This is a genomic window from Lysinibacillus sp. A4, from assembly GCF_024919535.1.
In the GTDB taxonomy this organism is placed as follows: domain Bacteria; phylum Bacillota; class Bacilli; order Bacillales_A; family Planococcaceae; genus Lysinibacillus; species Lysinibacillus capsici.
The window spans coordinates 537,981-551,083 of sequence record NZ_JANWTB010000001.1; the positions used below are offsets into that span (position 1 = coordinate 537,981).

General features: G+C 38.5%; 14 protein-coding genes. 6 read left to right on the forward strand and 8 right to left on the reverse strand.

Annotated features, from left to right (window positions below; genetic code table 11):
• Positions 1 to 88 precede the first annotated feature (88 nt).
• Entirely contained in the window at positions 89 to 643 is a 555-nt protein-coding gene (locus NY607_RS03095; RefSeq protein WP_131519762.1) for a DJ-1/PfpI family protein, read from the forward strand.
• 35 nt (positions 644 to 678) lie between these two features.
• Here the strand turns inward: NY607_RS03095 and NY607_RS03100 are convergent, their stop codons facing one another.
• From NY607_RS03100 to NY607_RS03120, 5 genes are all read right to left on the reverse strand, one after another.
• Positions 679 to 1,005, reverse strand: coding sequence for a DUF3889 domain-containing protein (locus NY607_RS03100; RefSeq protein WP_131519761.1), 327 nt, complete (start codon positions 1,003 to 1,005; stop codon positions 679 to 681).
• Positions 1,006 to 1,061: 56 nt separating this feature from the next.
• On the reverse strand, positions 1,062 to 1,193 hold the full coding sequence (locus tag NY607_RS03105) for a hypothetical protein (RefSeq protein WP_004269370.1): 132 nt from the start codon (positions 1,191 to 1,193) through the stop codon (positions 1,062 to 1,064).
• Between the two features lie 14 nt (positions 1,194 to 1,207).
• A complete protein-coding gene (locus tag NY607_RS03110) occupies positions 1,208 to 1,432 on the reverse strand; it encodes a hypothetical protein (protein WP_004269369.1) in 225 nt (74 codons plus the stop codon).
• Between the two features lie 118 nt (positions 1,433 to 1,550).
• Positions 1,551 to 2,387 (reverse strand): type II pantothenate kinase, encoded by an 837-nt coding sequence (coaW, locus tag NY607_RS03115; protein ID WP_131519759.1) that lies wholly within the window; start codon positions 2,385 to 2,387, stop codon positions 1,551 to 1,553.
• A 643-nt stretch (positions 2,388 to 3,030) separates the two neighbouring features.
• The gene (locus tag NY607_RS03120) at positions 3,031 to 3,765 is read right to left on the reverse strand and encodes an SDR family NAD(P)-dependent oxidoreductase (RefSeq protein ID WP_131519758.1); all 735 of its coding nucleotides are present in this window, start codon (positions 3,763 to 3,765) and stop codon (positions 3,031 to 3,033) included.
• Between the two features lie 214 nt (positions 3,766 to 3,979).
• Here NY607_RS03120 and NY607_RS03125 point away from each other — a divergent pair, with 214 nt between their 5' ends.
• On the forward strand, positions 3,980 to 4,801 hold the full coding sequence (locus tag NY607_RS03125; protein ID WP_082148098.1) for a squalene/phytoene synthase family protein: 822 nt from the start codon (positions 3,980 to 3,982) through the stop codon (positions 4,799 to 4,801).
• Positions 4,802 to 4,842: 41 nt separating this feature from the next.
• Here the strand turns inward: NY607_RS03125 and NY607_RS03130 are convergent, their stop codons facing one another.
• The gene (locus NY607_RS03130) at positions 4,843 to 5,331 is read right to left on the reverse strand and encodes a metal-dependent hydrolase (RefSeq protein WP_131519757.1); all 489 of its coding nucleotides are present in this window, start codon (positions 5,329 to 5,331) and stop codon (positions 4,843 to 4,845) included.
• A gap of 157 nt (positions 5,332 to 5,488) precedes the next feature.
• Between NY607_RS03130 and NY607_RS03135 the strand changes: the two genes are divergently transcribed.
• The gene (locus tag NY607_RS03135; protein ID WP_259419137.1) at positions 5,489 to 6,721 is read left to right on the forward strand and encodes a ferredoxin reductase family protein; all 1,233 of its coding nucleotides are present in this window, start codon (positions 5,489 to 5,491) and stop codon (positions 6,719 to 6,721) included.
• Positions 6,722 to 6,758: 37 nt separating this feature from the next.
• Here the strand turns inward: NY607_RS03135 and NY607_RS03140 are convergent, their stop codons facing one another.
• The gene (locus NY607_RS03140) at positions 6,759 to 8,789 is read right to left on the reverse strand and encodes a methyl-accepting chemotaxis protein (protein WP_259419138.1); all 2,031 of its coding nucleotides are present in this window, start codon (positions 8,787 to 8,789) and stop codon (positions 6,759 to 6,761) included.
• Positions 8,790 to 8,983: 194 nt separating this feature from the next.
• On the opposite strand from NY607_RS03140, the gene NY607_RS03145 reads away from it, so the two are divergent.
• A complete protein-coding gene (locus NY607_RS03145; protein ID WP_131519754.1) occupies positions 8,984 to 9,610 on the forward strand; it encodes a nitroreductase family protein in 627 nt (208 codons plus the stop codon).
• A 350-nt stretch (positions 9,611 to 9,960) separates the two neighbouring features.
• Positions 9,961 to 10,458 carry a hypothetical protein gene (locus tag NY607_RS03150; protein ID WP_004269361.1) on the forward strand — a complete coding sequence of 166 codons (498 nt, stop codon included), beginning with the start codon at positions 9,961 to 9,963 and terminating at the stop codon, positions 10,456 to 10,458.
• Between the two features lie 28 nt (positions 10,459 to 10,486).
• Here NY607_RS03150 and NY607_RS03155 read toward each other — a convergent pair whose 3' ends face one another.
• The gene (locus NY607_RS03155; RefSeq protein ID WP_259419139.1) at positions 10,487 to 11,536 is read right to left on the reverse strand and encodes a DUF1835 domain-containing protein; all 1,050 of its coding nucleotides are present in this window, start codon (positions 11,534 to 11,536) and stop codon (positions 10,487 to 10,489) included.
• Positions 11,537 to 11,677: 141 nt separating this feature from the next.
• On the opposite strand from NY607_RS03155, the gene NY607_RS03160 reads away from it, so the two are divergent.
• Positions 11,678 to 12,847, forward strand: a complete 1,170-nt coding sequence (locus NY607_RS03160; protein WP_131519752.1) for a pyridoxal-phosphate-dependent aminotransferase family protein — start codon at positions 11,678 to 11,680, stop codon at positions 12,845 to 12,847.
• Positions 12,848 to 13,103 lie beyond the last annotated feature (256 nt).

Sequence of the window (13,103 nt, forward strand, 5' to 3'; positions counted from 1 at the left end):
TTGGCAAGATGGCTTGACCAGCAGCAGGAAATTTTTTGCATGTGTCGAATAAAAGTTAATAAACTTTCAATGTAAAGGAGATGGAATCATGGGGAAAAAAGTTTTAATACTTGCAGGAGATGCAGTAGAGGCTTTAGAGATTTTTTATCCTTATTATCGTTGTCTTGAGGCAGGCTATGATGTCACAATCGCAGCACCGTCAGCTAAGAAATTACAAACTGTACTACACGATTTTGTAGATGGCGTCGATACATACATCGAGCGACCTGCCTATGGTTTAGAGGCACATGCTTCTTTTGCTGATGTTGATCCAACCCATTTTGATGGATTGATTATTCCTGGTGGTCGTGCGCCAGAATACATTCGTTTAAATGAGCATGTACCACCACTCGTATCTCACTTTTTTGAAACGAATAAACCGATTGCAGCCGTTTGCCACGCAGCACAAATTTTCGCAACGATTCCTGAAGTGCTAAAAGGACGTGAGCTGACAGCCTATATTGCTTGCAAGCCAGAGGTGCAAGTGGCTGGCGCTACTTATATTGATGCCAATCTTCATACAGATGGCAATTTAGTAAGTGGACATGCATGGCCTGATTTACCAGGCTTGATGCGTGCATTTATTCAAAAGCTTGAAGGTTAAATGAATGAGGATGCCTTTTCTGGGCATCCTTTTTTTCATGACGTGCTTTCTTGTAATTCAATTTTTTCTACCTTTTGTGTGGCACTTTGATAACTAATTCTTACATAGACACCAAATTCCTTATCGGGTTGCTTGAGCCAAAGCTTAAACTTTTCGATTGTTGACGCCCCATGTACTTCTTTACCCTCATGCAAATAATCGATAATTTTGGCTGAAGGATATTTTGCCTTTACCTCTTTGATGGCCAGTTGTCCCCATTTGGCATAGGCGGGTGTTTCTTGTTGTGCATTTGCGACCATTGCTGTTTGTATGAACACAGTAAGACAAACAAGCACAACCCCAAATAAATACAACTTCCTCACTCGAATCACTCCTTTAAAAAAATAAGCGCTCCAAAAAGCTTTGGAGCAGCTTGTCTTTATTGCTTTGGTTGTTGAGGATTATTATGAATGACTTGGTTAAACTCTGCTGAGTACTCCTCACGATCATTCTTTTTATGTGTATCTTCCTTCTTTTTCTTTTTAAAGCTTGTTTTTCTCTTTTTTGCCATGATTTGTACCTCCACTATTTCGTTTTATTGGACTGCTGGTTTTTATCATGATTCGTTTTATTGTTTTTATTTTTAGCTTTCGCATCAAATTCTGCTGCGAATTCTTCATTTAAGTTGTCATTCGGATTGTTATTATTGCTATTACTTCGATCAAGATCCTTGCTTTTGTATGTCCCAAAAGGATTATGTGTTCGCATATTCATGGTTTTACTGTTATTTCGATTATTACGTTTCCCCACGTAACATCACCTCCTGTACATAATTTGTTCAAATAGAGGCGTTACTATGTAGATCAGTTTCTTCGCAAATTGTAAAAAAATGAACATGACTAATGTGCATTAGTCATGTTCATTATCCTTAGACAATTGTATATTCTGTAATGTTCAGCAATGCTCCAACAGCACCTGAAAAACCATGATCGTTAATAAAAACAGGTGTGTGCTTCTTTGTGCGTGTATAATTTGCAATCACACGGGCAAGATGAGCATTATTACTAAGAGTTGATCCAATATAAACAATATGCTGTGCCTTTTTTTCCTCCGCATATTGAATGCTAAGTGTTGTAATTACTTCGCCTACTAGACCCTGAACCGTCGCTATAATATCCTCTGCTGGATGTTTCATGGACCGTGTAATGCCCACTTTCCCAAAATTACTTGCAGTTAAATGACCATCAATAGGTGTATCCATTCCCTGATAAATGTCCTTAACTAATAAATCAATGCTCTCTCGATGACCATTGTCAGCCATTTCTCGTATCTCATTGTAATCTGTAATCCCTGTTGTAAGCGCTGACAATCCAATTAATGTCCCTCCACCAACGCCTGTCCCGCCAACGCGAATATGGGTATTGCCCTCCATGTAATGAATGGAAGTGCCTGTCCCAATATTGGTAATCATGCTACGCTCAAAAAAGTAGCCTTCTTTATTTAATAAAAATCGGACACCCTTTAATGTTGCTTCAAATTCCACTATATAATGAATCGATTTCATTGTTTTAATGACATCAAGTAATTGCTCTGTACGTCCCCCCGTAACACCAATATCCTCAATATCTGGATGATCAATAATCCATTTTTTTACAGACTGTAAATCATTAGACGGAAAGGTTGTTAAAACAAGTTCATTGTGTTGATCTAAATATGCAACCTTTGTCAATGTGCCGCCTGCATCAATACCTATAGCCTTTGGCATACAATTCTCCTTTGTTTTTATTACGCAACTTTGTCATATTTGCAGTTTACGCGATGATTAAGGCAACTTTTAAAGTACATGCCCTCTTTGGTACGAAGGATTTTGCAAGGAGTTTTGTGTGCCAAAATCCTGACCAATTAATTTGTTTGTACAAAAGCAAAACGCTCCGTACAATCCCCCAAATTGTATAATGACATTTTCGCCCTTTCTAAACTTTAACGCTGTTGAAATGATTGTGCAATAACTTCGTAAACTTTCATGAAAAAATCATGGAAAATATCAAATTTTTTCTATTGGGTAGCTGAATGTTCTATTGCATATCTAAAGCTTTATCATCATTCTACTAAAAAAATAAAGCTTTGTTAAAGTATAATGCTGTTTTTGAAATTTAACGAAGATTTATATAGGCAGATTCCAGGAGAACGCTTACTAGTGCATGAAAGGAGGAGTTTAACTATGCACGATGCCTATCATATTGGGAAAATTGTATTCCTAAATAAAATGCAAGGCGTTTGGGATGGCTCGTGAAATAATGATGGGAGTGTCCAAATTGGACGTTCCACTATTTCACCTTAAAAAAATGCAAAAAAAAAGTGAAAATGCACTGCTTGAGCAGGCACTTTCACTTTCCTAAAACGATTAATTAGCGTGCTGAATAGCCACCATCAATGACAAGCTCAGCACCTGTAATGTAAGAAGCTTCATCAGATGCTAAAAATAAAATAGCATTCGCTACTTCTTCTGGTTGACCAAGGCGGCCCATTGGTGTTGTTCTTACTAACATATCCATTGCTTCTTTTGCTTCTGATAATTTAGCAGTCATTGGTGTTTCAATGACACCAGGGAATACTGTATTAACACGAACATTGAAAGCACCAAGCTCAGATGCCGCTGCACGAGCAATCGCACGTAAAGAGCCTTTAGAAGCTGTATAGGCATTAAAGCCTGCACCAATAATCGCTGTGTAAGAGGATGTATTAACGATAGAGCCTTTTCCAGCTTCTTTCATATAGTTAGAGACATGTTTAATGCCCAAGAAAGGTCCAAAAGCATTGATATTATGCATGATTGACCAATCCGCTTGTGTAATTTGATCTGGTCCTTTTTCGGATGATATACCAGCATTGTTAATTAAAATATCAATGCGACCATATTTCTCCACAATGGCTTTCGTCACTTCTGCCCAGTTTTCGTCAGAGGAAACATCTAATTTCATCCCCTCTACATGATCAAGCTCCGAAATTTTTGCTAGGTTATCTTCATTAATATCAGCTGCAATTACCGTAGCACCCTCTTGTGCAAACAATTTCGCCATTGCTGCACCCATACCAGATGCGCCACCAGTAATCATCGCAATTTTATTATCTAAACGTCCCATTTTTCTAAACTTCCTCTCTTCTGAAATGTGGTTTAACTTATACTTTCGTCCACAATGAAAGTATAGGTTTAAATAGTTTACTATTAAACTATATCACTTTTAGTAAACGTTTTCAAAGAATATCTCTCTAAATATGAACAATCTGTTTTATCTTTCCCTATTTTTACGATACGATATACTATAGATGTGGAACCATTTGAACGGAGGAATACAAGTGAACGAGCAAAAAAGACTTTACAAAGAAGCGATGCAGGTTTTGAAAGATACAAGCCGCACGTTTTATATACCTATTACATTTTTAAAAAATGATTTAAAGATATCAGTAGCTGCAGCCTATTTAGCAATGCGTGCCATTGATGAAATTGAAGACCATGAAGAACTTTCTAATGATGTAAAATTTGATTTACTGTCAGCTACGAGTGAATTACTAAAGGACAATTTCAATAACGAAGCCTATCAGTCATTACTTGCACCTTATGCAGAGCTATTACCTGAAGTATCCCTTCGTTTAGCAGATTGGCTGACATTTTGCCCTGAGGAATCCAGAAAAATTGTACAGGCTTCCACAAGTGAAATGGCTTTTGGGATGGCAAAATGGGCAAAGGCGAATTGGCAGGTCCGCACACGTGAGGATTTAGACGATTATACATACTACGTGGCTGGGCTTGTAGGGACGATGCTGTCTGAGCTTTGGGCATGGGGTGCAGGCGTTCAAACGGATCGCGAGCTAGCAATAGGCTATGGCCGTGGATTGCAGGCTGTCAACATTTTACGTAATCAGCATGAGGATTTAGATGAACGTGGTGTAAGTTTCGTACCAGAGGGATGGACACGCGAGGATTTATTTGCGTATGCAGAAGAAAATTTAGCCAAAGCAGATTTATATATGAAGGATATCAACAAACGTACTATTCTGCTGTTCTGTCGCCTACCACTTGCCTTAGCCCACAAAACACTAAAGGCAATGCAAGAAGGGCGAGAAAAAATGACTCGTGCCGAGGTAGAGCAAACTGTTGAAGAGGTACAGGCAGACTAACATCAAAAGCCCCAGTAAACGATTACTGGGGCTTATCTTATTTATATCGCATCAATAAATCTTACAATTAATTCATAGCTCAAATAGATGGATAGCATCGATAACAACATCAGTACGACACCTTCTACCTTGCTACCAGTTTTCGTTGTCAGCGGAAAACGAATGGAGACAGTCGCAGGGAAAAATAGTTTAACCCCTTTTTTTGTACACATATCAAGTATGATATGACTAGCCATCCCGATAATTATTCCAATAGATATCGCTCGATAAGGAATCAACATATGTAATAACACCATCATGCTTATTAAAAACAACAAACTATGTGTAAAGGAACGATGTCCAAATACTGTATTTACTAGCTTCGCGATGAGGGGAAATGTTCGACCTATTTTACTACCTCTATGACAAATATCTGGAAGTAACGCACCAATAACCCCTGCACCAACTAAGACAAGTGGGTTATCATTTGAAAACTGTGCAAAGGCAAGACTTGCTGTAATGCCCCCTACGATATGGGTATTCCCTTGCATAAATTACTTCCACTCCTTTTCTCTTATTTTTCCTTCTTAATGTAACATAATTCGACACAAAAGGGAACGTACATTCCGAACGTACGCTCGAAACTTTTTTCCTATCTGATTGTATAGCTAGTTAAATTATGGATAAACATAGGGATGGAGGTTAAATATGAGAGCCTATAAAGGAATACTTTTTATTTTCATCATTTTGTGTGGTAGTGCTTTGCTTTGGTATTTTAGCAAACCCATGGCACCGATCCATCCGTTAAACACACTAAGTCATGTCATTGGAGGCTTAGCCATAACTTGTTTATTTCTTGTATTCTTATTAGCTACAAGAATAAAAAAGTTGGAGCGTTGGTTTAGTGGTCTAGCGCATGTCTATTTTTATCATAAATTACTAGCAATCCTTTCACTTGTATTGATTCTTATTCACGGGCAATTACAAAAAATGATTCCTGATGAAGAGCTAACACAACAAACACCACTCAACGAATTCGCAAAAGATCTTGGCGAGCTTGCTCAATACGGCTTTATCTTCCTAATCATTCTTGCCTTTATTGCAAAATTCCTGAAGTACGAGCATTGGCGCTGGCTTCATCGATTATTACTTGTGCCCTATACACTGGGTATTTATCATGCTTATTTTTCTAGCCACTATGATTTATTACAACCCTCAGCTTTAGGGATTTTTACAGCATTAACAACTACGATTGGATTTATGTCAGCCCTTTATATGCTGACAATGTATCAGGATATGTTCTTTCCCTATAAAGGTCAGATTTCATCCATTCAAAGGCTGACTCCTGAGATATTGGAAATTAAGTTGAAGCTTACAAAACAGCTGGATTATCGACCAGGACAATTTCTCTTTCTGAAAGTCTTTCAAGAGGGTATCGAAAAAGCACCGCATCCCTTCTCTATTTCTGGAGGGTGTGGACAACAAATCAATCTTACAATGAAAGCTATTGGAGATCATACCAAACAGGTCTACAACCTTATTCAGGTTCATACAGAGGTTGCTGTAGATGGCCCCTATGGTCATTTTGACTTCGGCAACGGGAATGCACAGCAGCTATGGATTGCAGGTGGTATGGGCATCACCCCATTTCTTGCCTATTTACACACGCAGCCTGATAAGAAAATTGACTTATATTATTCTTTTCACGGGCAAGACAATGTCATCTACAAAGATTTTTTAGAGGATTATGCACAAGCAAATGACCATTTTACTGTCACATTTATTGATACAACACAGCGCAATAGACTCTCTGTTGATGAGTTATCCGTTTCTCCACAAACTAGTATTTATATATGTGGACCAGAAAAAATGATCAAGCATTTCAAATCGGCTGCACCTAAGAAAAATGTAAAATGGGAAGCTTTTTCATTTAGATCTTAAAAAGGTGTACACCTAAATCTAGATGTACACCTTAGCACTAAATCGTGAATTTAGTTGCTTCTTCTTGCAGATTTTGAGCAAGTTGCGCTAATTGCTCTGAGGCTACAGACATCTCATTCATTGTCGATGCCTGCTCCTCCGTGATGGCCGATACATTTAATGTATGATCATTTGTTGCAAGTGCCTGTTTGCTAATTGCCTGTACTTTTTCGGTTACTGCCTGCAACTTTTCAAAAGCATCAGATGTCGTTTTGCTTGTCTTTTGCATGGTGTTTTGGAGACCTTCAGTTGCACTGGCAATTGTATCGAAGGTCATGCCTGCTTGTTGAACAGAGCCAATGCCTTGATGAGCTATTTTTCGACTTTGCTCCATCATCTCTACTGCGTCATTCATTTGTTCCTGAATCGTCTGCACAACCTTTGCAATATCTAACGAAGCACGGCTAGTTTGTTCAGCTAGTGCTTTCACCTCTCCTGCAACAACGGCAAAGCCTTTCCCTGCTTCCCCTGCTCGTGCTGCCTCAATGGCAGCATTAAGAGATAGTAAATTAGTTTGGTCGGTAATAGCCGAAATGAGCTGACTCATCTGCTCGATTTGAATCGAATGCTCCTTCAAGCCATTCACCAGATTGGCACTACTGTCAACCTGTGCATGTAGGTGGACAATATCATTTACGAAACCATGTATTTTTTGTGATCCGCCAGTAGCGAGTTCAGAGGTTTTTTGTGATTGTTGGACTGCTTCATGTAAATCGTCCATGGCGGTCTTCATATTCCCACCTAGTTGTGTTGTTACACCCTCTAACGCCCCACTCACCTGTTGTTGTGAACTCGTATTTTCTGCCACCTCTTGCATAGAAATCGCAACTTCTGTGACAGTTTTATTGACCTCTTGCACACTTGCCGTTAATTCCTCTGCAGTAGAAGCAACTGTGTCAGTTTCAGCTACAATGCGGTGCATCATCGAACCTAATGCTTCCACAGAGTCATTATAATATTGCGCCATTTCACCAAATTCATCCTTTGTATGAATGGCCATTTGTTGCGTTAAATCACCCGTAGCAAGATAGCCTAAATGAGTATTCATCGTTTTCACTTCCCCACGGATATAACGAGCAAGGAAATAAATACTAATTGCGATAAGTAAAATTAGAACGACACTCATCACGATTTGCTGTTGAAGCATGGCCTGTATTTCGCCATAAAGCTCCGTTGTCGGAACCAGTAACACTAACTTCCATGGCATATCTTGTATTTGCATAAATTGTAAGGTAAAATCACTACCCTGACTGCTTGTATGTATTAACTTTTTTTGATCAGAAATCTGCTCCACAGGCATGTTCAACAACTGCTGGATCGTTTCTTTATTCACTTTATTTACATCAGGGTGCGTTAAAATTTTGCCACTATCATCAATTATAAATGCATAACCACTCTCTCGAATTTTCACGTCAGAAACAATGGATTGAATTGAATCTAATACATAATCCCCTGTAATAACGCCAATGGGCTTAGAATCTTTGACAATTTGTGTACCAAATGAGATAAACATTTCCCCCAGAGCTTCATCAAAATAAGGTGCAGTATGAACTACCTTATTAGATTGGATACTATTGCGATACCATTCTTGCTCGTGAAAATGATAGGCAGGATCTTCATAAGCATCCGTAGAGACAATTTTTTCTTCTTCCTTATAGGCATAAGGCCCGAAAATTTCTCCCTTTGCCACACCCTCCTCTAGCCATAATCCCATACCATACGTTTCCTTATTGAAAGGCAATAGCTGCTGTACGTAGCGAATAAATTGCTCTCTGGTCATCATACTGTCAGCCGATTCTATTGTTGTCTTTGCACTATTTATGAGCTGAATGTGTGCATGCAATTTGCCCTCAACGGAACCTGCAACATCATCCGCGAGTATAGACATTTCATTTTCAATAGAGCTTTCAAGTTCATTGGATACGTTCAAATAGTTAAGGAAGGTCATACCACCTAAAAAAACAGTGATGACAGGAATAAGCATTGCGATTTTTGCCATAATATTTAAATTTCCTAATAGCTTTTTCATTCACCTTCACTCCATATCTATTATTATTGCTCTATTCCATCTCTAGTATAAATGGATTATACCTACAAAAATATGTTTTTTTTGTAACTTTTAAATCCTATATTCGAGACTCTTTAATTCGAGCAATTTACTTGGAAAATGAATTCATTTATCGTATAGTAAAAAACGCATCATACCAAGAAGGAGACAAAATAATGACAGTGACAAAAAGTTCTTTAACTAAAGTTATGCACGAGCGTAAATCCGTTCGTAAATACGATGAAAACTTTAAAATCCCGCAGCAACAATTAGAAGAATTACTTGTAGAAGCGACGTCTGCTCCATCGTCTAGTAACCTACAGCCTTGGCGCTTTTTAGTAATTCAGGATGAAGCGGTCAAAAAAGAGCTACGTGCTATTGCCAATAACCAAGAACAAGTAGAAACTTCCTCAGCAATTATTGCCGTTTTAGGTGATACAAAGATGTACGAAAATGCCGAGGCTATCTATACAAAGAACTTCGATCTTGGCTATATCAATGAGGCAACAAAAGATTTAATGATTAACAACTCAATCAATCTATATTCTCAACTTCCCCAAGAAGTGTTAAAAAATATCGTTACATTTGATGCTGGTCTAATTTCCATGCAAATCATGCTACTAGCTAAAGACATGGGCTATGATACAGTGCCAATGGGTGGATTTAATAAAGAAGCCTTTGCTCAACGCTTTGAATTAGCTGACCATATCGTCCCAGTTATTTTAATTGCCATTGGTAAGGCAGCCGCACCTGCTTACAATTCTTCCCGCATTGAACTTGAGCACATCGCCAAATTCATTTAATACACGTGAAAATAGTCATCTTACAATGTAGTTAAGATGGCTATTTTTATTTTTTGTGGCATTTCTTGTGCATCTACCATCATAGGATAGTAATGTTTTTGTACGTAATTTTTGAAATTAATAAAACGGAAAATGATTCTCAAAAACTAGCATAATAATGTTTCCAAGGATATTTTTTGCATTTTTATCATAAGGCACTCAAAAAATCATCATTAAAGCCTTAAATAATCCACTTCATTCTAGTACATTTGTGCGATTTCTACTAAATATTACATCTAAATTGTTGTAGCTTTAACATTTGAGGATTGTTATGATTAGGAGGTATTTTCATATGAAGGGAGGTTTTTCTGATGAATTATGACTATAATGATTCTTATTATTACTCAGATTTAGATGCAGCCATGGGTGGTTTATTTTTTATCTTTATACTAGCCGCTCTTGCTATTGGTTTAATTGCCTACATTATTAGTGCACTTATTTATTTTATGACATCTAAAACAAATGGTTTTGGAGATGTAGCCTATATTGCTTGGATTCCCATTATTAATGTATATAGTCTCTTCCTGCTGACAGCTGGTGGGGATACTCGAGAAACAATACGTGCAACAGCTTTAAAAAATACCCTTATTTATGCAGGCTTGATCATTGTTTCGTTTATTCCATTTATCGGTATTCTGGCTTCTTTAGGAGCGGCAGGCTTTACACTGTATTTCACGTATCGCCTATTCTACCGCTGGTGTGGCGAAACAGGTAAGGCAGTATTATACACAATCTTAATGGTAATAACAGGTGGATTGTTCTTTGCCATCTACGGCTTAATGCGTATGAACAGACCTTTCGTTGCTTAATTGTTTAAAACCTCTTTATGCCCTTAGGCTAAAGAGGTTTTTTACGTAATTTCACAGAGTAATGGTGCATGGATTTAGGAATTCCCTTTAATTCAAAAACCCCGCTATATATTAAATAGCGAATTCTATATTCTAAAAAGAAGATATTTGGGGGGGCATCCATTCTTGTTAATAGCTCTGAGATGAATTCACCTGTTTGTATAAAATCAGTACCCCCTTGCTCCTTATGAAGTTGTTCAATCGTTGACATAATCAAATTATCATAATAATTCTCTTGGACTGCTTGAATTTGTCGATGTAGCCATAGTCGACAAACATCCTTTGTCTGTGCTAAACTTTCCCACTGTTGCTGAAAAATTAGACGCTCCTTTGCGGACATTCGCTTTATATCATACATTTCCATGTTCCATTGATGGTTGATAGCCCGCTGTTCACCTGTGTTGATAAGAACAACTTCATTGGTTTTATTACGTAATAAATAGAGTAGGAATCTAAGACCACACTGTTCTTCTGCATTGTACCCACACCAAATGTAAATCAGCAGGTTGCTTGGAATATCCTGTATCTCTCTGATTGTGTTCATTAATTTATTTCGATTTATAAAATCATCCATTCCATCATTAATATTTTCTCTTAGCCACTCATCACGGAATGCCTGTCCTCTTTTTTCATCGAGTTTCCACAATGGTCCAATCGACAAATCCTCTGGAAACCCGATCACATATTTCGGTGGAGCAAGTGTCGCTCGTAAGGAGCCTGCTGCAGATTCCGAGCAAACAATATGTACTATTTTTGCTGAAGTAGTGGTTATGACCTGTTGAATATAATCATTAATAATTTCTACCAACTGATAGAGCTCTTCCTGCCCCATAAAGAAAGACCATCCCTGCTGAGGTGTGCTTTGTTCATGATGAAATGCTGTAAAAGATTCAGATGGCTCAAGCTCATACCCCTGCCATTCCCCCTCCCTCATCACCTCTTCTATTGTGATATACTCTAACGCTTGAATTCTATATACTAGCACCTGGTTTGTGTCGTAGAAGAAATAGATAAATGGATAATGCATGGATGTTTCCATTCGCACTGCCTCCTTTTTAAAAATTGTACCACAATGACAATCTCTTCCATCATTTTTCAAAAAAGTAGTTAGCTAGCACCATAAATATGCTATTATTATAGTTAGAAAATTTTGAATTTCTAGCAAAGGGGATAAATGAATATGTATGAAAATATTTTAAGACATCCAGGGCCAACACCGATTCCAAAAAAGGTACAGCTTGCGATGAATCAGGATATTTTTAGTCATCGTAGTCAGGAATTTGTAGAATTATACCGAGAAACAATTGAATTAGTAAAGCCTGTTTTCGGTACGACACAGGACATCTTACTTTTACCTTCGGGTGGGACAGCCGCGCTTGAGGCTGCAGCTGTTAATACTGTATCTGCTGGTGAAGAGGTTGTCGTCATCACAGTTGGAGCTTTTGGCGACTATTTCGTTTCAATCTGTGAGCAATATGGCTTCCATGTACATAAGCTCGAAAAAGAATGGGGACAGGCTTGTACAGCCGAAGAGCTTCGAGCATTTTTACAGCCATTACAAACTATTAAAGCCGTTTTTGTGACGTACAATGAAACATCCACAGGTATTTTAAACCCTGTTGCTGAACTAGCCCAGGTAATCCGTGAAGAAACAGATGCCCTCGTTATTGTTGATGGTGTAAGCTGTATTGGTGGCGCTCCTGCTGAAATGGATGCTTGGGGCATTGATATTCTGGTGACAGGCTCTCAAAAAGCCATGATGCTCCCACCTGGACTCTCTCTTATCAGCGTAAGCGAAAGAGCTTGGGAAGTCATTGAAGAAAATCAAACACCTGCTTATTACTTAAATCTTCAAAGCTATCGTAGCTGGGCGGAAAAGGGCATGACTCCTAATACACCTGCTATTACACTGATTTATGGACTGCATGAGGTGTGTAAGTTAATCGAACAGGAAGGTGGCTTTACGCAAACAGTTGCCCGCCATGACCTCATGAAAAACATGGTGCGAAATGCAATGAAAGCATTACACATGGAGCTATTAACTGAAGATCAATACGCTTCTCCAACTATTACAGCAATTAAAACACCTCAAGGAATTGATCTTGGTGAATTTTTGACGCACCTTAAGCAACACTATCATTTAGATTTCGCAGGCGGTCTAGGTCATCTACAGGGTAAAATTTTTAGATTCGGCCATATGGGCTATTGTTTCCCAAGTGACATTTTACAAGCCGTTTCCCTACTTGAGGCTGCCCTACAAGACTTCTCCTATGATTTCGAACCAGGAGCAGGCATCCTTGCCGCACAAGAAGTATACTTAGCCGCACAACGTAAAGCACTACAACGTTAAACAGCAAAAACAGGTGGAGAAAAATGACTCCACCTGTTTTTTAATTTGTTCTACTAAACTTGAAGTTGCGTTTGATCGTTTGTGGACGCAATCTGTGCGGGTTTCTTCACTTTGTTAGCGCTTTGAACTCCTGGTTGAGCGGGTCCACACATTTTACGAGCGCTTTGGACTCCTATTGGAGCGGGGCATCTCACTATTCGAATGCCTTCCCCCATGCTTGAACGGGAAATAACTAATAGAGGTCAAGCTTCCATCC